This is a genomic window from Burkholderia sp. AW49-1 (assembly GCF_053427845.1).
Map to the genome: position 1 here is coordinate 50,836 of NZ_JBSAXF010000001.1, position 25,772 is coordinate 76,607.

General features: G+C 62.8%; 19 protein-coding genes. 13 read left to right on the forward strand and 6 right to left on the reverse strand.

Going from position 1 to position 25,772, the window contains the following annotated elements; translation table 11 throughout:
• Positions 1-94 precede the first annotated feature (94 nt).
• The 4 genes from ACV22W_RS00245 to tssK form a co-directional block, all read right to left on the reverse strand.
• On the reverse strand, positions 95-580 hold the full coding sequence (locus ACV22W_RS00245; RefSeq protein WP_059690140.1) for an Hcp family type VI secretion system effector: 486 nt from the start codon (positions 578-580) through the stop codon (positions 95-97).
• A 95-nt stretch (positions 581-675) separates the two neighbouring features.
• On the reverse strand, positions 676-2,403 hold the full coding sequence (locus ACV22W_RS00250) for an OmpA family protein (protein WP_448017204.1): 1,728 nt from the start codon (positions 2,401-2,403) through the stop codon (positions 676-678).
• Positions 2,400-3,140 carry a DotU family type IV/VI secretion system protein gene (locus tag ACV22W_RS00255; RefSeq protein WP_448017205.1) on the reverse strand — a complete coding sequence of 247 codons (741 nt, stop codon included), beginning with the start codon at positions 3,138-3,140 and terminating at the stop codon, positions 2,400-2,402. The genes ACV22W_RS00250 and ACV22W_RS00255 overlap by 4 nt, the downstream gene beginning before the upstream one ends.
• On the reverse strand, positions 3,137-4,489 hold the full coding sequence (tssK, locus tag ACV22W_RS00260; RefSeq protein ID WP_448017206.1) for a type VI secretion system baseplate subunit TssK: 1,353 nt from the start codon (positions 4,487-4,489) through the stop codon (positions 3,137-3,139). Before tssK ends, ACV22W_RS00255 begins: the two co-directional genes overlap by 4 nt.
• Before the next feature lie 574 nt (positions 4,490-5,063).
• Here tssK and tssB point away from each other — a divergent pair.
• From tssB to tssJ, 13 genes are all read left to right on the forward strand, one after another.
• Entirely contained in the window at positions 5,064-5,576 is a 513-nt protein-coding gene (gene tssB / locus ACV22W_RS00265; RefSeq protein ID WP_059700463.1) for a type VI secretion system contractile sheath small subunit, read from the forward strand.
• A 73-nt stretch (positions 5,577-5,649) separates the two neighbouring features.
• On the forward strand, positions 5,650-7,182 hold the full coding sequence (gene tssC, locus ACV22W_RS00270; RefSeq protein WP_059819122.1) for a type VI secretion system contractile sheath large subunit: 1,533 nt from the start codon (positions 5,650-5,652) through the stop codon (positions 7,180-7,182).
• Positions 7,183-7,268: 86 nt separating this feature from the next.
• Positions 7,269-9,740, forward strand: a complete 2,472-nt coding sequence (locus ACV22W_RS00275; protein WP_448017207.1) for a type VI secretion system Vgr family protein — start codon at positions 7,269-7,271, stop codon at positions 9,738-9,740.
• Positions 9,741-9,822: 82 nt separating this feature from the next.
• Positions 9,823-11,430 (forward strand): esterase/lipase family protein, encoded by a 1,608-nt coding sequence (locus tag ACV22W_RS00280; protein ID WP_448017208.1) that lies wholly within the window; start codon positions 9,823-9,825, stop codon positions 11,428-11,430.
• Between the two features lie 8 nt (positions 11,431-11,438).
• Complete coding sequence (locus ACV22W_RS00285) at positions 11,439-12,560, forward strand: T6SS immunity protein Tli4 family protein (protein WP_448017209.1); 1,122 nt, start codon at positions 11,439-11,441, stop codon at positions 12,558-12,560.
• Positions 12,561-12,570: 10 nt separating this feature from the next.
• On the forward strand, positions 12,571-13,824 hold the full coding sequence (locus tag ACV22W_RS00290; protein WP_448017210.1) for a hypothetical protein: 1,254 nt from the start codon (positions 12,571-12,573) through the stop codon (positions 13,822-13,824).
• Between the two features lie 85 nt (positions 13,825-13,909).
• Positions 13,910-14,200, forward strand: a complete 291-nt coding sequence (locus ACV22W_RS00295; RefSeq protein ID WP_448017211.1) for a PAAR domain-containing protein — start codon at positions 13,910-13,912, stop codon at positions 14,198-14,200.
• A gap of 150 nt (positions 14,201-14,350) precedes the next feature.
• The gene (locus tag ACV22W_RS00300) at positions 14,351-17,812 is read left to right on the forward strand and encodes an ImcF-related family protein (RefSeq protein WP_448017212.1); all 3,462 of its coding nucleotides are present in this window, start codon (positions 14,351-14,353) and stop codon (positions 17,810-17,812) included.
• Positions 17,812-18,054, forward strand: a complete 243-nt coding sequence (locus ACV22W_RS00305; RefSeq protein WP_448017213.1) for a hypothetical protein — start codon at positions 17,812-17,814, stop codon at positions 18,052-18,054. The genes ACV22W_RS00300 and ACV22W_RS00305 overlap by 1 nt, the downstream gene beginning before the upstream one ends.
• Positions 18,055-18,090: 36 nt before the next feature.
• Positions 18,091-19,392 (forward strand): type VI secretion system protein TssA, encoded by a 1,302-nt coding sequence (gene tssA, locus ACV22W_RS00310; RefSeq protein WP_448017214.1) that lies wholly within the window; start codon positions 18,091-18,093, stop codon positions 19,390-19,392.
• Between the two features lie 12 nt (positions 19,393-19,404).
• Positions 19,405-21,219, forward strand: a complete 1,815-nt coding sequence (gene tssF / locus ACV22W_RS00315; protein ID WP_448017215.1) for a type VI secretion system baseplate subunit TssF — start codon at positions 19,405-19,407, stop codon at positions 21,217-21,219.
• Complete coding sequence (gene tssG, locus ACV22W_RS00320; RefSeq protein ID WP_448017216.1) at positions 21,216-22,337, forward strand: type VI secretion system baseplate subunit TssG; 1,122 nt, start codon at positions 21,216-21,218, stop codon at positions 22,335-22,337. The genes tssF and tssG overlap by 4 nt, the downstream gene beginning before the upstream one ends.
• 12 nt (positions 22,338-22,349) lie before the next feature.
• Complete coding sequence (gene tssJ, locus ACV22W_RS00325) at positions 22,350-22,877, forward strand: type VI secretion system lipoprotein TssJ (RefSeq protein WP_059700446.1); 528 nt, start codon at positions 22,350-22,352, stop codon at positions 22,875-22,877.
• A gap of 116 nt (positions 22,878-22,993) precedes the next feature.
• On the opposite strand, the gene ACV22W_RS00330 is transcribed toward tssJ, so the two are convergent.
• Together ACV22W_RS00330 and ACV22W_RS00335 are read right to left on the reverse strand one after the other, a co-directional pair.
• Positions 22,994-23,923, reverse strand: coding sequence for an ABC transporter substrate-binding protein (locus tag ACV22W_RS00330; protein ID WP_448017217.1), 930 nt, complete (start codon positions 23,921-23,923; stop codon positions 22,994-22,996).
• A 34-nt stretch (positions 23,924-23,957) separates the two neighbouring features.
• The gene (locus ACV22W_RS00335) at positions 23,958-25,739 is read right to left on the reverse strand and encodes an amino acid ABC transporter permease/ATP-binding protein (protein ID WP_448017218.1); all 1,782 of its coding nucleotides are present in this window, start codon (positions 25,737-25,739) and stop codon (positions 23,958-23,960) included.
• Positions 25,740-25,772: the final 33 nt, after the last annotated feature.

The window sequence follows — 25,772 nt, forward strand, 5'->3', positions numbered from 1 at the left end:
GCGCCACCCGCGGATATAAAAAGGCCAGCCTGAATCGGTCAGGCCGGCAAAGGAACCGCCAGGGAGCCAGTCGGTTCCGACCAATCGGTCAGGATCAGGAACGCTCGCTCCACGTATCCTTGTGGATGATGTTGCCGTCCTTGTACGACCAGGTGATCGTCTCGTAGCGCAACTCGACGTTCTCGAGGTGGTTGTGCTTTTCGTAGTCCGGGTTCTTGATGTCGTGCATCACCGGATTCACGGCGACGACCTTCACGTTGTCGAGCTTGGTGTTGAAGTACTCCTTTTCCTTGCCTGCGTCGTCGATCTTGTACCACTTGATCTCAACCGACTTCAGCGTCTGGCCGCTCGTTACCGCCTTGTACAGGTAGGGCGTCGACGCGTCGGTTTCCTTGGTCAGCGTGATCGGTTTGTGAACGCGTGTCCCAGTCAGCTTGCCCGTGTTGCCATCGGTCGGGATGTGCACGCCGTGACCGAATTCGACGAGCTCGACGCTGCCTTCGCGGCCCTGAACCGTCACCGAGCCCTTGATGTCGGCGCCACCGTCGTCCTTGAGCCACATATATGCCGGAATTGCCATCTTTCACTCCATTTTTTCGTACTGCTACCAATACTCGGAGTCAGCCCCCGAGCCTCAGAATCCCGAAGTGGTTTGCTCCGGGGGTAAAACTGTTTCTATTTGCCGACGTCCGGGATCAGCGTGATCTCGACGCGTCGGTTTCGCGCGCGCCCGTCGGGCGTGTCGTTGTCCGCTATCGGTCGCGTCACGCCGTAGCCCTGGATGGCGAACTGCGTGGCCGGAATACCAGACGCGTCAATCAGCCAGTCGCGCACGGCTTGCGCGCGCGCCGTCGAAAGTTTGAGGTTGCTATCCGGATTGCCGACGTTGTCGGTGTAGCCCGCGACGAGAATCCGTTTGTCGGGATGCGCCTTGATCATGTCGAGCGCGCCGACCATCGCGCGCGTGGTGCCCGACTTCAGTCGGGACTTGCCGCTGTCGAACAGCGACATGCTGTCCAGCGTGACGACGGCGGGCGGCGGCGGGGCGGGGGGCGGTTCGTAGGAGGCGATCGCGTCGTTCAGCGCCCGCATCACGTGCATGCCCCGGTACATGCCGAACGACAGGCGCAGCGGAACACCCGTGCGCGCATACAAGTCGAGCCGGTCGCGATCGGTGATGAGGACCTTCAATGCGTCGCGCTTCGCGGCATCGTGCGCGGCCGGGGTCATCGAATACCGATCGAGATCGGTGCTGATACGCGTCAGCAACGCCTCATTATTTTTTGCGGCGCCCCAGAAGGCGACAGCGGCCGCACACGCCAGCAACGCGAGCGCATGAGCGATGGCCGCCATGCGTGGCGATATCCAATGCCGATGAGGCATCGCCTCGATCAACGGTTGCGGCAGCGGCCACGGCAGTGGCGAGGCGCTGGCATCGGCCCGCATCACCCGAATCTGCATCTCGACGTCACGTTCCCAAGGGTTCCCCGTTCCGCTCTCGGGGCCGCAGTCGATCCAGCCGGCGCCGAACAGTGTCGAGGGCGTCGCCGGATGATGACGATCCGTCAGTGCGCCGATCACGACCCGCTGCGTCCATCCGATGATCGATGCGAGGGCCGCGGTGCGAACCGCCGTGGTCTGTTCTCCGGCCGCGTGTTGCATCTCGTTCTCGGCGGCACGGATCACCGGTTCGAAACGGCCCGCGTCCACCAGGTGGGTAGCGGAAGACACCCCGTACCACTGCGGTATCGCGGGACTGGCGGGGCCGGTCGTAAGCCGCTGGTAGATCGCAACATACCCGGGCAATCTCACGCCGAGCATGCGCGCCGCATCGGCGAACGCCTGCCGTACGGCACGCAGCTGTTGTGTCAGCATGTCCGTTCCCGTATGCAGGGCGGGCGCGACCGTCAGCACGACGCCGTCCGGCGCGCGTCCATCGCGCCACTGCCTGACCGCCACGGCCAGCCGTGGCAGATCCTGCACGCGATCGACGCGCAGCCAGATCCCGCCGTCGCCGACGTGCGCATGTCGTGCCTCTCCAGCTCGGTTGAACAGCGCCGACAAGCCGTCGCCCGTCACGAGCACCAACGGCATGCGCGTGCGAAGTTTGACGGGGATCTCCGCGGTCGCCTCACCGAGCGCCGCCAGTATGTGTGCGCTTTGCTCACGCACGCGGAACAACTGGTGGCTGCGCCACCCGATGAGCGCGACGGCAACGAGCCCGATGATCGCCGTGAGCGTCCAGACCATGCCGCGCTCGAGCGGCAGCACAAGCCAGATCAACGCAAGCGCCGACGCGGTCGCGAACACGGTCATCACTCGGAACGGGTAGCCGAGCCCCTCGTGAGGATGGTCGGGTGCCGGCGCCGATGTCGCGGACAGGACAGGCAGGTCGGATTTCACGGCCGGGCGACCTTTGCGGATACGAGTTGCGCAACCTGCATGTCGAGCCCCGTGGCCCATGCGCCCCAGACGATCGCCGCGGCTACGCAAGCGAAACCCGCGATCGCCCACGGGGACAGCCGGTAGAACCAGTCGGACAGGCGCAGGCCGGCGCGATCGGTGATGAACGGCCGGTCCGACGATGGGTGGAGCTTGTTCAACCGGGCATCCAATGAATCGATCAGCGCCGCGCGCTTTGCTTCCCCCTCGAGCGCGTCACGGGCGTAGCGGCCGACGAAACCGCACCCGAGGATGGCCGAATAACACTCGAGCAGATCGGTCTGCGGCGGTGTTTCTCGCATGCGCTCCTCGAGCCGGTCGAACACGCGCTCGCCGGCATCGTGCAGGTCGAAGCGCTCGACCTGCAACGGCTTCCCGGCCCATTCGGACCTTACATCGAGCGGCAGATGCCGCAGCGCCACCTCGTCGAGCAAGCCGCATTGCGCGATCAGCGCCTCATTGCGTACGTCGTCCGGATAACCGCGCTGCTGCAGCGCGGTCGAGAATTGGTTGATGAGCTGTCCGCAGTGTTCGCGCAATTCGTCCGCATCGCGCGTCCGGCCGCCCGGCGCCAATGTCGTGACGAGCAGCGCCGTATTGCTCAGCAGGTCCCGGATACCGCTGCCCGGCACGCGGCCGGCGCCAGGCGCTTCCTGCGGGAGGGCCGCTTCACTACGGCCAGAAGTCAGGGCGTTCATGAGCGAAGCGCCGCGTAGAGTTCGAGCGAGGCGTCGGGCACGGACGCCGGCAGGTAGATCTGACAGGCGCGCGCGGCGAGCATGCGCGCATGCGCCGGATCATTCGAATCGAGCGCGAAATACTGGTTGTCGAGCCGCACCGGAATCGCGGCCGGTACACGCTGTACGGCCTTGAGCGGAATGCCGAGGAGCGCGGAATTGACGATGTGTTCGACTTCGTCCGGCGCGCCGATCTTGCAGAGCCGCGGGAACTGCTCGACGAGCGTGAAGGCGGGTGTCGGCGCATTGACCGACAGGTACCAGTCGGCAGCGTCTTCGACGATCCGCGCGTCGAGGAACTGCCCGGTCCACGTCGTCGGGCTCTGGCGGGTGAGGCCGATCGACACGACGCGCGACGGAATGATCGCGTCGAGCAGGTCGCGAATCATCGCTTCGAGCTTCGTGAACACTTTGTCGGCACGCGCGTGGTCGTACGCCGGAATGTCCGTGAGATCAGACGAAGTCGAGAAGGTCATCAGCGCGCTGGCCAGTTGCGCGAGCGTGGCGTACAGGTGCTCCGGCGATCGGCCGGGGTGGGTGGCGAACAACCTCAGTTGCGGCCACGCGGCATGGATGCAGTGAAGCAGCCAGAAGAGCTGCACATCGGCGACACCGTATTCGGCGACCTGATCGATGCGCTCGCTGCGGCGCACGCCGAGCGCGAGGCTCTTGGCATGCAGGATGTCCGCCAGGCGATTGATGCGCTCAAGGTGCAGTGGATGACTGCCGAGCGTCAGGCACGGCGGCACGAACCGCTGATCGATCTGGAACTGGCCATTTGTTCCTCGCGTAAGCCGTGCGATCGCGCAAACCGTGTCGTCCGCATGTGACTCGAAGTCGAACAGCAGGCGCACAGCGTGGCGCTCGGCCGCGATCTCCGTTTCGCCCGTCCCGTTCAGGTCCGTGACCTTGACGAACTCCCGGTACGAGCGGCGTGGGCGCGCGAGTGTGGCCTCGTCGAAGCGGCAGTTGTTGCCGTTCGCATTCGGCAGTGCGAGCGCGGCGAGCACGACAACGCTCTGCTGATCGGCGGGGACGCCTTGAGTCAGATCGCGCGCGGAAGGCAGCGGATCGGCGAGGGTCGTATCGATCGGCGTGCCGTCCGTAAACCGAAGCTTGAGTCGCGTGAGCTTGATGCGGCCAGTGGCCAGCGCTTCCTCGTCGACCTCGACGCCTAGTGTGCCCCACGGTTGCGCGAGCGCAGCCGTCGCGAATTGATGGAGCGCAAATTCGGCCCAGCGCGCCTGCTGCTGGAAGTGCTGCTGCGTCAGGATGAGCCCCTCGTGGAACAGCGGTTTATCGATCCGCATGAGTATGGTCTGTTTGTTCGTTATCGGTTCAAGGGCGTAAGCCTATACATGATCCTGATCGAGCAGTGCAATAGCCAAGTAGTTTGGTTTACTAATTGGAATCGTGGCGGATCGTGAGATCGTAAAAACAACGAAGGCACATTTTTTTGGATTTTTATTATTGAGATTACGGAATTGTGGTTATTTTGAGATTCTGGTGTGGGCGTTGTATGGCGGGCCTATTGTGCGATATGAAATACCGAGATAATTGATCGCAGATGTGATTGCATCAGGAACTGTCTGAATTGATGTTGATAAACGTTAAATCTAGAAAAATAGACATGAAATTTGACATTTGATTGAGCTTTTATTTCGAGGCTAATACGCAACAAGCTTTGACGTGTGCCGTGTTTACCATGTATAAGTCCCGTTCGATTTCGCCGTACGAACGGAGACCACACGATGAATAATCGATCGGGACACACCGTGCATCAGGTGCTTGGCACACGTGCGCAAGGTAGCGACCACGTCGACATCGTGCCGGATGCGGTGTGCGTCTGCGCCGTGCTCGACCATTAACAACTAAGGATTGCAAATGGATAGCTTCCAGAGAGAAATTCCGAAAAGTCGCGTTTCAATTACCTTGGATCTGCATACGGGCGGCGCCCAGAAGAAGATCGAGCTGCCGCTGAAGCTGCTCGTGGCGGGCGACTTCAGCGCGGGCCGCGAGCAGGCGCCGCTGGCCGAGCGCAAGAAGGTCAACATCGACAAGAACAACTTCGATGCGGTCCTGGCGGACTATGCGCCCGATCTCAAGATCGCCGCGGAGAACACCCTGGCCGGCGATGGCTCGGAATTGCCGGTCAATCTGTCGTTCCGCTCGATGAAGGACTTCGAGCCGGAACAGGTTGCGCGCCAGATCCCGGAACTGCAGGCGATGTTGGCGATGCGCAATCTGATGCGCGATTTGAAGAGCAACCTGCTCGACAACGGCACGTTCCGCCGCGAGTTCGAGAAGATCCTGAAGGACAAGCGCCTGTCTGACAAGCTGCGCGGCGAGCTGTCGCAGATCGCGACGGCCGCGACGCAACCGGAAGGCCATGCCTGAACGCGGCCGGCCCAAGCGAGCCTTTACCGCATTCCGCAACCAGATCGCGTTACATACGCAGACAGGACAAGCAATGAAACAGAACGAATCCCGTCAGGGGGCAGCCGAGACCGTTGTGCTCGAAAACGACAGCGTCTACGCCGCGCTGTGCAACAAGATCAACCTGAAGACGGTCGCCGAGGCGCGTCCGCTCGAAGCGTTCCGCGATAACGACACGCTGTCGGAGGCATCGGCCGACGAACGCGTTGCGCGCGGCATGGACGCGCTGCTCAACCTGATCGCGAAGGAAAGCAAGCCGGTCGACCGTCTCGACAAGTCGTTACTCGATTTCCATATCGGTCAGCTCGACCGGCAGATCAGCCGCCAGCTCGACGCCGTGATGCATACGCCGGAATTCCAGGCGCTCGAGGGCCGTTGGCGCGGTCTCAAGATGCTCGTGTCACGCACGGACTTCCGCAAGAATGCGCGTATCGAAGTGCTGGACGTATCGAAGGATGCGCTGCAACGCGATTTCGAGGACACGCCGGAACTGATTCAAAGCGGCCTGTATCGCCTGACGTACATCGAGGAATACGACACGCCGGGCGGCCAGCCGATCAGCGCGATGATCAGCGACTTCGAGTTCGAGAATTCGCCGATGGACGTGGCGCTCCTGCGCAACATCTCGAAGGTGGCGGCCGCCGCGCACATGCCGTTTATCGGCTCGGTCGGCGCAGCGTTTTTCGGCAAGCAGTCGATGGAGGAAGTGGCGGCCATTCAGGACATCGGCAATTACTTCGATCGCGCCGAGTACATCAAGTGGAAGAGCTTCCGCGACACCGATGACGCACGCTATGTCGGCCTGACGATGCCGCGCGTGCTGGGGCGCCTGCCGTACGGCAAGGACACGACGCCGGTGCGCGCGTTCAACTACGACGAAGCCGTGAAGGGCCCGGACCACGACAAGTACCTGTGGGTCAACGCCTCCTTCGCGTTCGCGGCCAACATGGTGCGCAGCTTCGTGAACAACGGCTGGTGCGTGCAGATCCGCGGCCCGCAGGCTGGCGGCAAGGTCGAGGATCTGCCGGTCCACCTGTACGACCTCGGCACCGGCGTGCAGCCGAAGATCCCGACGGAAGTGCTGATTCCGGAGACGCGTGAGTTCGAGTTCGCGAATCTGGGCTTCATTCCGCTGTCGTTCTACAAGAACCACGACTTCGCGTGCTTCTTCTCGGCCAGCTCGACGCAGAAGCCCGCGCTGTATGAGACCAAGGAAGCGACGGCAAACAGCCGCATCAACGCGCGCCTGCCATACATCTTCCTGCTGTCGCGTATTGCCCACTATCTGAAGCTGATCCAGCGCGAGAACATCGGCACGACCAAGGATCGGCGTCTGCTCGAGCTCGAGCTGAACAACTGGATCAAGGGGCTCGTGACCGAAATGAAGGATCCGGGCGACGAGCTGCAGGCCTCGCACCCGCTGCGCGACGCGAAGGTGACCGTCGAGGACATCGAGGACAACCCGGGTTTCTTCCGCATCAAGCTCTTCATCATCCCGCACTTCCAGGTGGAGGGCATGGACATCGGGCTGTCGCTGGTGTCGCAGATGCCGAAGGCCAAGAGCTGATTTGACGTTTGTCGCATGAGCCGCCGGGGCCGTCATGGCCCCGGCGTTGTTGTCCGTCCCTCTCGCGCGTTCATGAGAATTCCTGCATGTCGATGATCCTGCCTACCCAGGCTTATGAATTGAAGCTGGCGCCACATCCGGCGCCAACGTCCGTCCTCAAGTTCGCGGGGCGGGATGCCGTGAGCGAGCTGTATCGCTACGACATCGAGTTCACGAGCCCGATGGCCGGTATTCCGATGGATCAGATGGTCGGTCGCCCGGCAAAATTCATCATCGCTCCGGTCGATCCGAACATGGACTATCTGCGCAGGATGTTCGGCGAGCGGGCGGCGCAATTCAGCAAGATGCCGCCGGCGTACACGATCCACGGCGTTATCACGGAGTTCGATGAGCTCGGCACCTCGGCGGACGAGACGCACTATCGGGTCCGGCTTGAGCCCACGCTCGCCGATCTGAATCGGGGCGTGACGAGCCGGCTGTTCCAGAAGCAGTCGGTCGAGGAGATCGTCACCGATACGCTGCGCCATTACGGCTACCGGGCCGGCGTCGACTTCCAGTTCCAGCTGCGCGGGAAGTACAAGCGGCACGAATACATCACCCAGTATCACGAGACCACGTTCGCCTTTATCCAGCGCCTGTGCGCGGAAGAGGGAATCTGGTTTCGCTGGGAGCAGAAGAAGGATCACGCGGTGCTGGTGTTCGGCGACGATCTCGATGCGTACGCGCGTAAGCAGCGCACCGTGTCGTATCGGCGCGACTCAGGGCTGGAGAGCGCCGGCCGGGACGCGATCAAGACGCTCGAGAAGCGGACCCGGCGCGTGCCTGAAGCCGTGCGGCTGCGCGATTACAACCACCGGCAGGCCGGTGTGTCGCTGCTCGTCGAGGAGAACGCCGCGCGAGCGGACAAGTCGACGAACGGCATCGACTATCGCTGGGGCGAGCATTACGGGACGCCGGAGGAAGGTCAGCAGATCGCTCGTCGGCGCCACGAGGAGTATCTAGCCGCGCAGATTACCTTCAACGGCACGGGCAATCCGTTCTGGCTCGAAGCGGGCGAGGTGATGCGCGTCGACCCGGTTCAGGCCGATGCGAAGCACGGGATCTTCATCACGTCGGTCGAATCGCGTGGCGGGCGCAGCGACGCGTATTGGGTGAACTTCGAGGGAGTTGCGTCGGACCGGGTCTGGCGTACGCCGATGGCCTCGATCGAGCGACCGGCTATCGACGGCATCCTGCCGGCCCGCATTACGTCACCGGGCGACTACAAGTACGCGTACCTGACGGAGCAGGGCTGGTACGTGATCAAGCTGCCGTTCGATCTCGATGAGTGGAGTCCGGGCGGCACGAGCCGGCCGGTGCGGTTCGCGAAGCCGTATAGCGGCGACAACTATGGGCATCACTTCCCGCTGATCGACGGGGCGGAGGTGGCAATCGTCTTTACGGACGGCCATCCGGATCGGCCCGTGATTATCGGCGCGATGCACGACAGCCTGCATCCGGATCTCGTCAACAACCTGAATCACACCCGGAACCTGATCCGCACCGCCGCGCAGAACGAGTTGCGGATGGAGGACAAGGAAGGTGTCGAGCATATTCATCTGACGACGCCGTTTCAGACCAGTGAACTCAATCTCGGGCATATGGTCGATGGGGAGCGCAAGGAGCGAGGCAAGGGGGCTGAACTCCGGACGGATGAGCACGTCTCGGTTCGGGGCGCAAAGGGGGTGCTTGTCACCGCTGAAGCTCAATCGGGTGCCTCCGGTCAACAACTTGCGATGCAGGGCGCCCAGTGGTTGCTCGATCTGGCATTGCAGCAGATGCGGTCGCTCGGTGAGGCGGCCAGCGCAGCGCAAGCTGTCGCGGCGGATTACGAACGTCAACGCGCGTTGCTCGACGGAACGCTCAAGGAACTGAAAAAATCTGGCGTGCTCGTCAGTGCGCCGGACGGGATGGGACTGGCATCCGGAACCGACCTTCAACTCACTGCGAACGACAATCTGATTGCCACCGCCGGTGGAAACGCTGATATCGGCGTCATGAAGCGGTTCACGGTTGCAGCTGGCGAACTCGTATCGCTATTTGCACAGAAACTCGGGATGAAGCTCTTTGCGGCACGTGGCAGGGTCGAGATCCAGGCGCAGAGCGACGAGATGCACTTGATGTCCGAGAAGGACATGCGGATGACCAGTGCCAACGGGCGGGTCACGATCGAAGCGAAAAGCGAGCTGATACTCAAATGTGGCGGTTCCTACGTCCGTATTTCCTCGACCGGTATCGAGGACGGAACACGCGGTAACCGGACAATCAAGTCAAGCGCATTCAGTCGGCAGGGGCCGTCGTCGTTGGGCGAATCCATGAACACGTGGAAGCACGCCAACTTCGATGAGGAATTTGCCCTCAAGTGGCCCTTTGACGGCAAGCCTGTAGCCCATCGCAAGTTCTCGATTATTCGAGAGGACGGGAGCGTGTTGCGAGGTATCACTGACGCGAACGGGAAAACGGGACTTCAGAAGAGCATCTTCGCGGATGGCGTGCGGCTTCGCCTTGATTCTGAATGATCAAAGCGCCAAGTGCCGAAGCATCGGGGTTATTGTATTTCCGCGAATCCGTGAATTTTCAGAATATCTAGAGAGAGGTCGCATGGCCATCACTGAACGAATCATACCTCCCAAGGTAGCCGAAGATGGCTCCATTCATTACACATCAGTAATGTCGCCGTCTGACGACAGCATCGCAATTTGCCATGTTGTGCCAACGAGGGTGATTCCAGTTATTTTTGTGCCAGGTGTGATGGGTAGTAATCTCGAAGATATGGCAGAAAATATTGTTTGGGATGTTAGCAGCGAAAAATCGCTGGGACCTTGGCTCTTATATGGTCCAATCCCTCGAAAAAAAATTCTGGACCCGAACAAGGTACGTGTGTCTGAACAAGGTGAGTTGCCACCCGGAACTGCACTATCCGATGTGGAAAAGCGTCGCCGCGGATGGACGACGGTCTCGAAGATGTACTACGGCAACTTCCTCGTGTGGCTCGAAAATACCCTAAATGACTGTCGGGTCGACACCAACTACGGCAAGGATGGATTGCGCAAACAGCTTGTCAAGAAGTTGATTGCACCGGGGCTCGGCGAACTGACAAATGATGAGGTAAATTTATCATATCGATATCAGTTGCCGGTGCATGCGGTTGGATACAATTGGCTGCAATCAAATTCACTTTCGGCGCAGCATTTGAATAAAAAGATTGATGAATTCACGAAATTCTATCGTGACAAATACAACTGGAAGTGCGAGAAGGTCGTCGTGATCACTCACTCGATGGGTGGTCTGGTGGCGAGATACTGTTCTGAGGTGATAGGCGGAGGGCGGGACAAGATTCTGGGAATGGTGCATGGTGTTATGCCTGCCACGGGTGCTGCCACGGCATACCAACACGTAAGGGGCGGCAATCATGCACCAGCCACATCGACCATCGTGGATTGGGTTAAGGCAAAAGCGACTAGTCGTGTACTGGGGGCTACTGGTGCTGAAGTGACACCGGTATTCGCGCAGTCGCCGGGACCGCTACAGCTTCTCCCAAGTATGGATTATGGGAAGGGCTGGCTCAAGATTCGCGATGGCAATCAATTGATTAGTCTTCCCGGAACGGAACCTTATACTGAGATATATACGAAGAGAGGAAAATGGTGGGGGCTAGTTAACGAGGATTTGATGGATCCGGATAAAAAGGTGCCGCACAATGCAAATTGGACATCTTTCGTTGAGTGTATCAATAACGAGGTTGCATCATTTCATACTGCGATCAGCAAGAAGTATCATCCTCACACATACGCATTCTGTGGAGACGACGACTCGGGTAATTTTAAGGCATGGGGCGAAGTTGTCTGGAAGCGTACCGGCAAACCCGCGTTTGGTATCTCGTCGAGCACGAAGGTTATGGATAAACCGATGTATAAGGATAATGCCCTTGGCGAGGTATTGGTTGAAGAGGCAAAGTTCGGGCCGGCGGCAACTTACGGCACATTCGAAATTCAGCCCGCGTCCGACAGTGGTGACGGTACTGTGCCGGGCGTGTCAGGGCGTGCTCCGAGGCCCTATGTGAGTGCTTTTGCGGCGTTCAAAAACGTCGATCATGCAGGAGCTTATAAGGTTGCCGACGTGATGACACAACCGCAGCGGTTCTCTCTTTGGGGGATTGTCAAAGTGTTGCAAAACATCAAGGGCACCGCTCTTGCCTATTCGGACTAGAATTAATCATGACGAATTCATTCCGATGGCTGTTTGGTTACCTGCTGGTTGTGCTCTTTCTGACGGGCTGCGAGAGAAGGGATCCAAAATTGAATGATCAGGAGAAGGTTTTGGTCAGTGAATTGACAACGAATTTGAAGACCCGTTGCGCGGGGCGATACTTGGTGGATCTGCCGGCAACAGTTGTCGCTCTCGGCTCCACGATGGTTCAAGGCGTCCGAATTGAAACTTCGCCGATGCCACATGATGCCTATGAAAAGACGTTGAAAGATCTGATCACGGCACGTCGTGGTCGAACGGGAGATGCTCCGAAGAATGTTTATCCCTATGTTTACGAATCGGGTAGTGCCCCTGGCGTGCCTGATGGCTATTTATTTATTACCAATTCTCTCGGCGCAGGCGGCGATGTCGATCCCCGAAGAACAATAGAGGTATATAAATGGGATCACGGATATAGAATTACCATGAATGTCGATGCGTATGATGTTCGGGAAAGGGATTACAGTGATCCAGTCTATGGCCCCACATTAAAGAAACTCGATGAAGGTAGGCCACCGACTGACGTTCCGGAAAAAACTCGCCTACTTCTTGATCTTTTAAAGAGAGTGCAGGGACGGGCTGACGATTCGATTCCGACTGAGCCGGGGTTGTGCTTCGTGGGAGGTTTTTTGCCGGGTAAATCGGGGCCTGGCGAAGAAGTGGAAAATTTCTTTGCGTTGAAAGGTAAGCCGGACGTGATGTTTACCTTACGCATGTATACGGACGGACATGATCCAGTGAGCGAGTCATTACCCAATCGTATGCCGAAGGTCCGAGAGCACGTGGAGTCGGCTGGCGGTCGTGTCATTCGCAGCGGCTCAGTTCGGCTAAGCGACATAAAAGCGAACGAAATGCTGGTTGAGGGCCCGTTTGCCCCTCCCGTTAAGGGACATCATTTCCTGTTGGAAGCCAATACCACCACCGGTGGACCTGCGACGCCATATTTGATGTTCGAGATGAACAACGGAAGCAATAGTTTCCTTTTTCCCGAGGGGGAGAGGGTTCAACGGGCATCGCTGACCGAGAACGAGGCGATCGCGGTGTGGGACGTCATCTCTCGTACTTTGCGGCCGCGTCCGAACGGATTCTGAAGGGATCACGATGGCCGTCGACTTCACCAAACTTCCGCCCGAAGAGCCGGAATCGGAAAAACCGCCTTCGCGCATCGTCTGGACGGTCGTGTTTTCCGTCATCGTGCTGGCTGGCGTTTTCGCCGTTCTGCTAGTCTGGCCGAAAGGCGAGTCAACACGAACAGTATGGTTCTGGGTATGCGTCACGGTGTATCCAACTGGCGTTGCAGCCTTCGTCGTGTTGCGGCGCTATAGCGTCTACGAGGGACGTCGGCTGGACGCCATCGAGTGGAACGCAGCGCGGGGAAAGCACGTGAATAGCGTATTCGAGCAGGCCAGCCGCCCGCTTGCGCTTGTAGCGGCCGCATACCGGTTTGCGAGCGATGCGAAAGAAGATTCGTTCGACAAATTGCTGGATGGTTCGATAAAACTCGAACCGCGGACCGCGTCGAAACCCGATACGCCACCCGTGAACGCACGCTGGTTCGAGCAGCCCGACGCAGACGAAGACGGGAAGCGATTCATGATCGATGAGGAGCGACGTCGTCACGTGCGCGAGTGGGTGTTCGGGGCGCTGATCCAAGATGTCGCTGAGGTGGTGCGTTCATTGCCGTCGGAATTGAAACTGGCGATCCAGTTGGTATTGCCGGACACGGTGAACGCGGATGAAGCGTTGGCATCATGGAACAAGCAATGGGCGAAATCCGATCTTCGGTCACTCAAAGCCAAGATACTGCCAGCGCCTCCCGACTTGATGGCTCTTGACGCGTGGCTGGATCGAATCAACCAGAAGCGAGATCACGAGGCACGTCTGCTTGTCTTCGTTCGGTTGAACTCGATTCTTCAGGCGCTTCCGCCGGAAGGAAGCGCGGAGGCTGGCGTTGCGCTTCTGGTCGCGCCGGAGCAGGTGCAGCGGGAATTCAAAATACGACCGATTGCCTGGTTGCATCGACCCAACGAGACTGACACATGCCCAGTAGATGTTGCCCTCGCACGTGCGTTGCGTTGGGGGCGCGTGGAGCCCGCGGCCGTCGATCGTATCTGGCAAAGCGGTCTCGAGTCAGTCACAGAAAATGAGGCGAGTACGGCCGTAGTCAAGGCTGGTATCGCCGCGAAGCCCGCGAAGATCGATTACATGGTCGGGCATGTAGGCGAAGTCGCGTCCTGGCTGGGTGTGACGTGTGCAGCCAAGGCAGCGGCACAGGATGGTTCGGCCCAGCTGGTTGTGACCGCCGGCAAGAAAGGACCTTGCTTCACTGTTTTGCGGAATGTCGACCCGCAATGAAGGGGGGCACGGGTGTCTTTTCCGCTCTTTGCATCGCGGCAGCGCACAGAACAACACTCGCCCCGGGAATTCAGGAGATCAGATCATGGTCAGGCGGTACGACATTTTGAAAGGCGACAAGACAACATCGGACGGCACGGTATTGGGAGGCGATTCGAACGACCGGGTTGGCGATCGCGAACAGGCCTACGAGCGCGACGATGTCTGGTGCCCCGCATGCCAGTCGATGGGAAAAATTGTGTGCCAAGGCCCGCGCTTGTCGATGCGGGGGCCGGATGGTCGGGAAGGCGCGCTCAGCGATGATCTATGCGTATGCAAGTGCGATCCGCCGCCCCGGCTGCTGCCATCCCGGCAGTCGTCTTATGTGGACATCTGAGTTGAGGCGAAAGACTTCAGCAACAAACCGCATTCGCGTCGTCGCTCACCAACGCGCCTGTATCTATCTGTATAGGCAAACTCGGTTCAATTTCTATTCAATATGCTTCGCAAGTTCCGGATCGACATTCTGAGCGTCGTTATTGTGGTCATGCTGCCTGGGCTGCTGATCTGGTTCAAGGGCGACTGGGTCGGCTTGCGCTCGGCCGAACAGCGTGCGATGGGACTTGTCGCGCTGTGCATCGTCTTCGTCGTGCTGTATCTGTGGTTCAGCTTCGACGCTTCGTCCCGCCCGGCCGTGGCAGCGCGGCGTATTCGGTATTGGGTCGCGAAACAGATCGATTCATCACCTGAGCCGCGCGATGCCAATGCCCCGCTTGGTGACTCGCGCGGTGCTGCGTTGCGTAATTGTCTTCGCGACCGTCACGGCTGGCGCTGGCACTACCGGGATCGCTGGATGCTGGTTGCCGGCGACGAACCGCTCGTCAAGCGCCTGGCACCAGGCCTCGCCGACACCGGTTACGCGATCACCGGCGACACCGTCCTGCTCTACGCGAAACAAACGAGCAACACGCTCGACACGGATTGGCTCGAGCAAATCCGCCGCCTGCGCCGTCGCCGCCCGGTCGACGCGATCGTCGCGGTGACGCGTAACCGCAGCACGGCCCATGCGCCGTTCGACGCCGAGAATCTCTCGCAGCGGCTCGCCCGTCACGCACGCGCACTGCATTGGGCCGCGCCCGCATATCTGCTCAACGTCACGGATTTCGGCGACGAAACGTCGAGTCTCGACGAGGCGATCGGCTTCACGTGGGCGAACGCGCGCATCAAGGCTGACGAGATCGACGCTTCGTTGGGCGACCTCGCCTACAACCTCGCGGACGCAGGCGTCGTGCGCTTGACGAAGGATGCCGGAGACCGCTATCCCGCCGAACTGTCGCGGCATATTTCGGATCTGCGCGTCGCGTTGTCGGGATTGGTGCTGCAAACCGCCCAGTCCCGCGTCTGGCGGCACGCGGTTCATGGCGTCCTGTTCGCACCGTTGTTCAAGGCGCGGGAACTGGCACCTCCGGCATCCGGCGCCCCGGAAGACGACGAGTTGCCGCTCGGCCCGCAACATCGAACGATCTGGCAGATGGTCGCTGAGCACAGTCGCAAGATCCACGGCCGCCGGGTCGGCTTCTCGCTGTCGACGATGGCCGCGTGGCTCACCACGACCCTGATCGGCTTGTGGATCGTCGGCACGATGGTGTCGGGCTTCACGAACCGCGCGACGATTCAGGCAGCCGGGGACACGCTCACGAAGCTGTCGGGAACGCAGGATCGCACCCAGGCGATGTTGACGCTGGACCGTCTCGACAAGCAGATCGACACGCTCGAAGTCCATCGGCGCGACGGTGCCCCTTGGCTGACCCGTTTCGGCCTGAACCGCGACGGCGCGCTGCTCGACGCACTGTGGCCGCGCTACGCCAACGTGGCGAGCCGCATCCTCGTTGCACCGATCCGTCAGAAGCTCGAGGAACGCCTGCATCAGCTCGCGTCCCTGTCAGACGCCGAGATCGCCAGCGGCGGGAATGCGCAGGTACAGGCCGCCTACGACACGCTGAAGGCCTACCTGATGCTCGCGAAGCCCGAACGCGCTGTCGCGTCATTCCTGACACCGCAGCTCGCTGCAACGGCGGCACCCGTGCGACCGGGCAACTCGTCGCTATCGTCGGGCGCCTGGGAAGACCTTCGACAGCACACGATTGCCTTCTTTGCTGACCATTTGGGCCGCGGTGGGTTGCCGGCAATCACCCCGGATCTCGGCCTCGTTGCTTCGACCCGCCAGACGGTCATTGGCGTGCGCGGCATCCAGAACTCGACCGACGCTGTGTACCAGCAGATCCTCGACGACGCGAAGGCCAAATATCCGCCCGTGTCGCTCGCGACACTGCTAGGCGATACGACCAGCCGCGGCCTGTTCAACACGACGGCGACGGTCTCTGGCGTGTTCACGCGCGCCGCATGGGACGAACGGATCGCGAAGGCGATCGACGAAGCGAGCGAGCGGCAAAACGCTGCGGGCGACTGGGTGTTATCCGACGTCAAGACTACCCAGGCCACCCCGTCGACCTTGAAAGCCGACCTGCGCCAGCGTTACTTCGACGACTACGCGCGCGCCTGGGCGCTGTTCCTCACCGGCCTGCGCTGGCAACCCGCCGCAACGCTGTCGGCCACGGCCGACCAGCTGACGCTGCTTGGCGACCCGCAACGCTCGCCGCTTGTCGCGCTGATGAACGCAGTCGTCTACCAGGCCGGCACCGGCGCGAATGCGCAGTCGCTGGCCGACAACCTGATCAACAAGGCGCAGCAACTTGTCGGCGGCAGCGAGAAGGACCCGTCGAAGCAGGCTCAGCCGCAGCTTGCGCCGCTTGCCACGGCTTTCGGCCCGATCCTGCGCCTGACCGGCAGTGATCTGGTGTCAGGCGCGCCAGGCAACGGCAAAGCAGCCGCGCAGCTCGCCGCGACTGGAGACCTGAGTCTCGCGCGCTACCTCGAGCGGGTCACTGCGATGCGGCTCAAGGCGTCCCAGATCGTTGCCGGTGCCGATCCGGACGCGATGGCGCGTCTGGCCGCGCAGTCGGTGCTGCAGGGCAAGACGTCCGACATCGCCGACAGCCGCGACTACGCAAGCCGGTTGGCCGCGAGCCTGGGCGAGCAGTGGTCGGGGTTCGGCGAACTGTTCCGCGCGCCGTTCGATCAGTCGTGGCAGGTCGTCGTGCAGCCGGCCGCCGCGAGCCTGAACGAGATCTGGCGCGCCGCAATCCTGGCCGACTGGAACAGGGCATTCGGCGGCCGCTATCCGTTCGCCGACTCCGACAACGATGCGTCGTTACCCGAAATGGCACGCTTCATGCGCCTGGACAACGGCATGATCACGCAGTTCGTCACGACGCAGCTGGCCGGCGTCATCGAGCGGCAGGGCGACCGGTGGGTGGCCGCGCAGGGCGCCGGCCACGGCGCGCTGACGATCGATCCGGGCTTCCTCGCCAGCCTGAACAAGCTCACGCGAATCTCGACGGTGCTGTTCCCGTCCGGCGACGCGCGCGTGCGCTATGAGTTGCAGGCGGTGCCGACACCGGGCGTCACCGACATGCGGTTCGTGCTGTCCGGACGCGAATTGCACTACTTCAACCAGAAGCAGGAGTGGACGCCGTTCGAGTGGCCGGGCCAGTCGCTGGAAAACCTGTCGCACATCGAATGGCAGACCGAGCAGGGTGGCTTGCGTACCGCGCTGGATTCGCAGGGCCGATTCGGCCTGATCCGGCTGCTGGAGCGTGCGAAGGTGTCGCAGCAGGACGGCGCGCGCTATCTGCTGACCTGGACGCCGGACACGAGCCAGGGCATTCCGCTCAGGGTGCAGCTACGCAGCGAGGCGGGCGCGGGGCCGCTGGACGTGCTGCAGTTGCGCAACTTCACGCTGCCGACGCGAATCTTCGTGACCGGCTCGACAAAATCGGGACCGAAGCTTTCATCCAGCAATCCACCGCCGTTACCGGCATCGATGATCGCGGCGGCGAAGCACGCCGGGGTGCCCCTGCCGCGTGGCACGTTTTCGGAGACCGAATAATGCTGGGTGGACTGTTCAAGAGCCTCTTTCCGGCGCGCGACGACGCCGAGCAACTCGTGCGTGCACGGCTCGACACATGGACTGCATGGTTGCAGCCGCTTGCCGGCGAGAGCGGGGTCGGCCGCGATCCCGGCTACGAGGACGTATTCTTCGCGCTTCGGGACGAAACGCAAAAGCTTTCCGGTATCGATGACGGACTGATCGTCAGATCCTGCGAACAGCTGCTCAAGGAAACCGGCTAGGACCTGCGTCTGGCGGGCTACCACGCGTTTGCGCGGTTGCGGCAGGACGGCCCCGCCGGGTTCGCGGACGGACTCGAGCTGGCGGCCGCGCTCGTCGACCGGTTCGGAGAAGCGGTGCTGCCCGCGCGCGCCGAGGCAAAGAAGGGCGCGCTCGAAATGCTGGCAACCGCGCGCGTGCTCGAGCTGCTGGAAAGCCGCGGCGAGTTCGCGCCCGCCGATCTCGAGCGGGCGCTCGCCGCGCTCGATGTGCTGGTGGCCATCACCGGCGCGTGGCCAGACGCAGCGCGCCCGAACCTGCAGCCGCTCGTCTCCCGTTTCGAGCGCAATGGCGAAGCGCCGCGCAGCACGGAAACCGAGACGGTTGCGTCGACAACCACAACCGCGTCGACGACGTCTGGCGCGATAGCGTCGACACGCGATTTGCTGGATCAGGCGCGCACGATGGCGGTGTGGCTGCGCAGCCAGGAGAACGGCTACCTGCCGTCGGTGCGGCTCGTGCGCAGCATCCGCTGGGACACGCTGCACGAGGTGCCGCCGGCGGACGCAGCATCGCATACGCGGCTCGTACCACCACGCGGCGAACTGAGGCAGCAGATGAAACGGCTCGTGCTGCAGAAGCAGTGGCACGAACTGCTCGAACGCGTCGAAGGCGCGTTCATGGAAGGCGTCAATCACCTGTGGTTCGACCTGCAGTACTTCCAGCATGTCGCACTCGACCACGTCGGTGCGCCGTACCACACATGGCGCGAACTGCTTCGCGCGGACTTCGCGTTGTTCCTCGAACGCTTGCCGGGCATCGAGCGGCTGGCGTTCAACGACGGCACGCCGTTCGCCGACGACACGACGCTCGAATGGATCGCGCGGCACGCGGTTGTGCGAGACCTCGAAGCGGGTGAGGCCGTCGTCCCGCTGCCCGTATCGGCCGACAGCGAAGGCGATGCCGCCGGCGACTGGCCGGAAATCGAGGCGCAGGCGCGCGATGTGGCCGCGCGTGAGGGCGTCGAGGCCGCATTCGCGTGGCTCGAAGCGCTGCCGGGCATGAAGACCGAACGTCACCGCTATCTGCAACGGCTCGTGATGGCGCGCGTTGCCGATCATGCCGGCCGTCCTGATACGGCACTCGCGCTGCTTGCCGAGCTCGATGCGTCTTCCCGGTCGCTGCCGCTGATGCGCTGGGAGCCGGCGCTGGTGTTCGAGGTCAAGCAACAGCTCGTTCGTGCATTGAAAGCGATGAGCAGCCGCAAGGATGCCGACAAGCCGGCACTTGCGCGCCGCATCGGCGAACTGCAGGCGGAACTGACCGTACTGGACCCGGCGCGCGCCCTGACCCTCTCATAAGAACGAAGATCAATGCAAAACGACGACCCGATTCTGCGCTACTACGAAGCGGAAATGCGCTACCTGCGCGAGTCCGGCAAGGAATTCGCGAAGGCGCATCCTGATCGCGCACGCTTGCTCAACCTCGATCGCGTCGGCGATCGCGACCCCTATGTCGAGCGGCTTTTCGAAGGCTTTGCGTTCCTGACTGGCCGGCTTCGGCAGAAGCTCGACGACGAACTGCCGGAACTCACCGAAGGGCTCGTGAGCCTGCTCTGGCCGCATTATCTGCGGATGATCCCGTCGCTGTCGGTGGTCGAACTGATGCCGCTCGCGGAAAAGCTTCAGAAGACCGAGGTGGTGCCGGCCGGCGTGCCCGTGCGTGCCGCGCCGATCACCGTGCCGCCTGCACCCGGCGCCGAGGGCACGACACCGAGAACCGTGCAGTGCCTGTACCGAACCACGCAGGCTGTCGCGCTACAACCGGTCGCCATTACGCACGCCGGACCGTTCGTCCGTTACGACGGACGGTCGGTGATCCGGCTTGGCTTTGCGCTGGACGGCTCGGCCCTTCGCAAGGAAACGGATTTGTCGCGGCTGCGCCTGCACCTGAATGCGGATCTGCCGACCGCGTTCGCGATGCATCTCGCGCTCACGCGGCAGGTCGATGCGATCCAGTGGCGCATTCCGGAAGTCCGCGACGGCGAAGCGGTGCCGCTCGCCGGCGTGACGATCGAGCCGGCCGGTTTCTCTGCCGAGGAGCGGTTGTGGCCCAAGGCCGATGCGGCCTTCTCCGGCTATCAGATGCTGCTCGAATACTTCACGTTCCGCGAGAAATTTCTGTTCGTCGACCTGTGCGGACTGGACATCGCGAAGCTGCCCGAAAGTTCGACCCGCTTCGAGCTGGAGATCGTACTGACGCATGCCTATCCGTCGGACCAGCGCTTCACCGCGGAGAACGTGCGGCTGTTCTGCTCGCCCGTGATCAACCTGTTCGAGCTGGATGCTGAGCCGATCGAGATCGACCATCACGAAACCGAATATCGCGTGGTGCCGGCCGGCCATCAAGGCGAGCACGTCGAAACCTATTCGGTCGACGCGATCGCGACGTTCGATCACGACTCGGCCGAACGATACGAATATGTGCCGTTCGCGACGTTCCGGCACCGCGGCGGCATGCTGCGGCACGAGGCGCCGGAGCGCTATTTCCACACGCGCGTGCGACCAGGGGTGTCGGGGCTGCATGAAACCTGGGTAATTCTCGGCGGACACGCGTGGGAGACGATGGACACGCTGCCGGAAGAAAGCCTGTCGCTGCGCGTGACGGGAACGAATGGCCTGTTGCCGCGCAAGGGGCTGCGTGAAGCCAGTCTCGACGAGCTCGCGGCCAGCACGCCGAACGTCGCGGGCGTGCGCAATCTCGTGTCGCCGACGCTGCCGCTGTATCCGCCGACGGAGGACCGCTTCCAGTGGCGCGTGCTGTCGCATCTGGCGCCGAATTTTCTGTCGATGATGAACGCAGAAGTGCTGCGCGGGGCGCTCGCGCTGTACGACTGGACCGACGACGAGCTGAACCGCCGGCGGCTGGCCGGCATTCTGTGGGTCTCACAGGAATTGCTCGAGGAAGTAACCGGTGGCTCGGTCGAGCGCGGCGTACTGATCGAGGTGACGCTCGATTCGCATGCGTTCGCGGGCGAGGGTGACGTGATGCTGTTCGGCGAGTTGCTGCATCGCTTCTTTGCACAATACGCGGAGATCAACCTGTTCACGAAGCTGTCGATCATCAGCCTGCCGTCGCAGGCCCGGACCGTGTGGCCGCGCAGCAAGGCGCAACGGGCGCCGCTATGAAGCCGCACGCCCCGCAGGAAGTCCCCTCGGGGGACCCGTTGCCGAATCTCGAGCCGCTGGTCGCGTCGCTGCTGGCCCGCGCGCCACGCATGAACTTCATGCAGCTTTGCAGGCTGCTCGAGGTGCGGGTGCCTGACTTGCCGGGCTTGGGCACGCAGGACACGGCCGAGCATGAGCGCGTGCGCTTCCGGCCGCGGCCGCGCGTCGGCTTTCCGGCGGGAGAAATCTCGGCGGTAGAGTTTGACGACGAGCGCCCCGATGCGCCGCCGACCGTACGCACGACGTTCATGGGCCTGTATGGTGTCGACGCGGCGATGCCGCCGCACATGATCGACGAGATCGTGTTGCGCGAGGAGGGGCATGAGGTCGTCGAAGCGTTTCTTGACCAGTTCAATCACCGGTACGTCACGCTGCTGTACCGCGCGTGGAAGAAATACCGCTATCCGGAAGGCTTCCGCCCGGGCGGCAGCGACGCGCATTCGCGCAATCTGCTGTGCCTGGCCGGCTTCGGGTGGGGCGACAAGCCGCGGCGCGCCGGCCTGCCGGATTCGCGATTGCTCGCGCTGCTGGGGTTGCTGATCCAGCACACGCGCACGCCCGAAGGCCTGACCGGCGTCATCGCACTGGCCGTACCCGGTATCGAGGTTCGCGTCGACGAGTTCTTTCCTGTCGCTATGCGCGTCGGACAAGCGCAGCCGCTGACGTCGGCCGGTCAGTTTGCCGGTTCATCGGCGGAGGGCAGGCGCCGGGGCCTCGGCGGCGGCTACGTGCTGGGCAAACGGATGGCCTATCGCAGTCGCGCGGTGCGTGTGACGCTACGGCCAGCGGATACGCAGCAGGCCCGCGATCTCCTGCCTGGCGCGTGGCTGCATCGTGAGTTGATGGCGTTCGTGCAGTTGTATGTCGGCGTCAAGGCCGACGTGCACCTGCGCATGGAATTGTCGTCGCGTCATGCGCCGCAACCGGCGATCGGTCCGGCACATGCCGATCTGGCGCCGCGCCTCGGATGGACGACTGTGCTGCCCGCCGACGAAGAGCGCGTGATCAACATCGCGCTCGGCGTCTATGAAGCGTTTCCTACGCCCGGGACCAATCCACACCTGACACAACATGTTTGACCAGAGAAGACCATGACTATCCGCTTCGCCGTTTCGACCCTTGCATCCGTTCTGCTGCTGTCGGCATGCGGCGCATGGCAAACCGTCTCCGATGCCTCGTCGAGCGCCTACCGCACTGTCTTCTTCAAGCAGGTCAAGGTGCTCAACATCGATTTGTCGGCACGCGAGGCGTTGAATCCGGACGACGCCGGCCGCCCGACGTCGGTTGCCGTGCGCGTGTATCAGTTGAAGGACCGCAAGATGTTCGATGGCGCGTCCTACAACGACTTGCTGAAGAACGATCGGACAATGCTTGTGCAGGATCTGCAGGCCAACATGGCGACGGTCCTGAATCCGGGCGCGGCCGCGAGCCTCTCGCAGCCGATGCAGGTCGATACGAAGTATGTCGCGATCGTTGCGTTCTACCGCAATCCTGGAAGCGGCGATGACTGGAAGGTCGTGATCGAGAAAAAGAAGCTCGACGCAGACAAGCCGTTGAAGCTCGAACTGGTCGATCAGCTTCTGCTTTCTGCCGGCGCATCTGAGAATGCATCCCGGTGATCAATTGCATGTGAACGGCAATCGGGTGGCGACGACGGACGTGAAACTGGCCGCGGCGCAACGTTGTCCGTGACAGGTTCGGGACCGCATGGCGTGCCCGCCATGACGCCGCACTGTCAAAACGACGGCAACCCCGGCGGATTCGTCTCCGCGCGCGCGACCGCCTCGCTCTGCAACCCCCAGCGCGCCAGCGCCTGCCCGTAGCGGCCGTTGCCGATCAGCGCGTTCGTCGCGAGCGTCAGCGCCGGCGCGAGCCCGCTGCCGCGACGCGTCGCGATCGCGACATCCGCATTCGCAGGCCAGCCCGCGTTGACGACGCCGACCCGGCGAATCCTGCCGTCGCGCGCGGCCTCGTAAGCCAGCGACGCATTCGGGTTCAGCTCGGCGTCGGCGCGGCCCGACAGCAACGCGACGCGGGCTGCCGCATCGTCGTCGAAATAGAGCAGTTCGGTCGCCCTCAGCCCTTGCGCGACGTTGCGTCGGCTCCATTCGAGCAGGATGCGCTCCTGGCTCGTGCCCGCACCCGTGATGACGCGCAGGCCCGCGACGTCCTTCGGCTCGGCAATCTTCGCGATCGGGCTCGCGGTGCGCACGTAGAAGCCGTGCAGCCCGAGCCGATAGGTCGTGAAATCGTATTTCTCCTTGCGCTTCTCGGTCACGCCGACGTTCGAGATCACGGCGTCGTACTTGCCCGACGTGAGCCCGAGCGGCCAGTCGGCCCACGCGATCGGCACCAGCACCAGCGTGCGGCCGAGCGCGTCCGCGACGAGCTGCGCATAGTCGGGATCGGCGCCCACGACCGTGCGCGCGTCGGTCGCATAGGTCGACACCGGCGGTGCGTGCGGCGAAATCGCGACCGTGAACGCGCCGTCGCGTACCCAGCGGTAGTTGCCGGCCGCGCGAATCGCCGCATCGTCGCGCGACGCGCGGATCCGGCCGGCCTGGCGCGGATCGAGATCGGCGGTCGCGGCCGCGTCGGCCGCGTGCCACCGGAGGCCGGCGGCGGCCGCGAGCGCGGCGGTCATGAACTGGCGTCGGTCGATCATCGTCGGGTGCCTCGGAGGTCGTGAGCGGCGCGCATCAGAGCACCCGCGACAGGAACGCGCGCGTGCGCGGATGGGCCGGCGCGTCGAGCACGACGGCGGGCGGGCCCGACTCGACGATGCGGCCGCGCTCCATGAACAGCACGTTGTCCGCGACTTCGCGCGCGAAGCCGATCTCGTGCGTGACGATCACGAGCGTGGTGCCCGAGCGCGCCAGCTCCTTGATCACGTCGAGCACTTCGTTGACCAGTTCGGGATCGAGCGCCGACGTCGGCTCGTCGAACAGCAGCACCTTCGGGCGCAACGCGAGCGCCCGCGCGATCGCGACGCGCTGCTGCTGGCCGCCGGACAGCTGGCGCGGATAGGCATCGGCCTTGTCCGCGAGGCCGACGCGCGCGAGCAGCGTGCGCGCGGTGCGCTCGGCGGCCTCGCGCGTGACGCCGCCGACGGCGACCGGCGCCTCGATCAGGTTCTCGAGCACCGTCAGGTGCGGAAACAGGTTGAAATTCTGGAACACCATTCCGACCGCCGTGCGCCGCTTCAGCACGTCGCGCTCCTTCAGCTCGTGCAGCACGTCGCCGTCGCGCCGATAGCCGATCAGCTCGCCGTCGATGTCGATGAAGCCGTCGTCGACGCGTTCGAGATGGTTGATCGTGCGCAGCAGCGTCGACTTGCCCGAGCCGGACGGCCCGACGATCACCGTCACGCTGCCGCGCGGCGCGACGAACGACACGTTGTCGAGCACGCGCTGCATGCCGAACTGCTTCGACACGTTGTGCACGGCGACCTCGCCGCCGGTGCGCGGCACTGGCGCGTCAGCGTTGCCCGGAAACGTCGCATCGGCCGTTGCGCTGTGTGTCGCCGCACGCCGCCGCAGCGCACCGATGCGCGCCAGCACGAACGTCAGCGCCGACGGCGGCGGATTGCGCAGCGCACCGCGCGCATAGTGGCGCTCGACCTGCACCTGGATCGCTGACAGCACGGTCAGGATGATCAGGTACCAGACGGTCGCGACCATCAGCAGCGGAATCACCTCCAGATTGCGGCGATAGATCACCTGCACCGTGTAGAACAGTTCGGGCATCGCGAGCACGTAGACCATCGACGTGCCTTTCGCGAGCGTGATCAGGTCGTTGAACGCGGTCGGCAGGATTGCGCGCATCGCCTGCGGCAACACGATGCGCGTCGTCTGGCGGCCGCGCGGCAGGCCGAGCGCGGCGGCCGCTTCGAGCTGCCCCTGGTCGACCGCGAGAATGCCGCCGCGAATCACTTCCGCGGAAAACGCCGCGTGGTTCAGCGTGAGGCCGAGTACGGCCGCGAGGAACGGGCTGATCAGGTCGGTGGTCGGCGTGTCGAACCACACGATGTCGGTGAACGGCACGCCGAGCCGCACGTGTTCGTACAGGTAGCCGAGGTTGTTCAGGATCAGCAGCAGCACGATCAGCGGAATCGACCGGAACAGCCACACGAACGTCCACGCGCTCGCGGCGAGCAGGCGCGAGCGCGACAGCCGGGCCAGCGCGACGAGCGCACCGAGCGCGAAGCCGAACACCGCGCCGAGCAGCGTCAGCACCAGCGTGCGCGCGAGCCCGGACAGCACCGGCGGCGACAGGAACCATTCGGCGAACACCGGCCAGCCCCATTGTGGGTTGCCGAGAATCGAATGCAGCGCGAGCGCGATCAGCACGAGCGCGAGCACGGTGCCGACCGTGCGCGACCTGTGCCGGGCCGGCACGATGCGCGGGCGCGTGCCGGCGTCGCGGGCGGGGGAGGAAGTGAGCGGCGGCAGTGCGCCGCCGAGATGGGTCGTGTCGCTCATGTCGGTGAGGGTCCTCGATCGAGTTGGCCGGAT

Bases quoted from the DNA above. Each gene is read 5' to 3' on its own strand.
- ACV22W_RS00245 (WP_059690140.1), bottom strand. From the start codon at position 580: ATGGCAATTCCGGCATATATGTGGCTCAAGGACGACGGTGGCGCCGAC.
- ACV22W_RS00255 (WP_448017205.1), bottom strand. From the start codon at position 3,140: ATGAACGCCCTGACTTCTGGCCGTAGTGAAGCGGCCCTCCCGCAGGAA.
- tssK (WP_448017206.1), bottom strand. From the start codon at position 4,489: ATGCGGATCGATAAACCGCTGTTCCACGAGGGGCTCATCCTGACGCAG.
- tssB (WP_059700463.1), top strand. From the start codon at position 5,064: ATGGATAGCTTCCAGAGAGAAATTCCGAAAAGTCGCGTTTCAATTACC.
- tssC (WP_059819122.1), top strand. From the start codon at position 5,650: ATGAAACAGAACGAATCCCGTCAGGGGGCAGCCGAGACCGTTGTGCTC.
- ACV22W_RS00275 (WP_448017207.1), top strand. From the start codon at position 7,269: ATGTCGATGATCCTGCCTACCCAGGCTTATGAATTGAAGCTGGCGCCA.
- ACV22W_RS00280 (WP_448017208.1), top strand. From the start codon at position 9,823: ATGGCCATCACTGAACGAATCATACCTCCCAAGGTAGCCGAAGATGGC.
- ACV22W_RS00285 (WP_448017209.1), top strand. From the start codon at position 11,439: ATGACGAATTCATTCCGATGGCTGTTTGGTTACCTGCTGGTTGTGCTC.
- ACV22W_RS00290 (WP_448017210.1), top strand. From the start codon at position 12,571: ATGGCCGTCGACTTCACCAAACTTCCGCCCGAAGAGCCGGAATCGGAA.
- ACV22W_RS00295 (WP_448017211.1), top strand. From the start codon at position 13,910: ATGGTCAGGCGGTACGACATTTTGAAAGGCGACAAGACAACATCGGAC.
- ACV22W_RS00300 (WP_448017212.1), top strand. From the start codon at position 14,351: ATGCTGCCTGGGCTGCTGATCTGGTTCAAGGGCGACTGGGTCGGCTTG.
- ACV22W_RS00305 (WP_448017213.1), top strand. From the start codon at position 17,812: ATGCTGGGTGGACTGTTCAAGAGCCTCTTTCCGGCGCGCGACGACGCC.
- tssF (WP_448017215.1), top strand. From the start codon at position 19,405: ATGCAAAACGACGACCCGATTCTGCGCTACTACGAAGCGGAAATGCGC.
- tssG (WP_448017216.1), top strand. From the start codon at position 21,216: ATGAAGCCGCACGCCCCGCAGGAAGTCCCCTCGGGGGACCCGTTGCCG.
- tssJ (WP_059700446.1), top strand. From the start codon at position 22,350: ATGACTATCCGCTTCGCCGTTTCGACCCTTGCATCCGTTCTGCTGCTG.
- ACV22W_RS00330 (WP_448017217.1), bottom strand. From the start codon at position 23,923: ATGATCGACCGACGCCAGTTCATGACCGCCGCGCTCGCGGCCGCCGCC.
- ACV22W_RS00335 (WP_448017218.1), bottom strand. From the start codon at position 25,739: ATGAGCGACACGACCCATCTCGGCGGCGCACTGCCGCCGCTCACTTCC.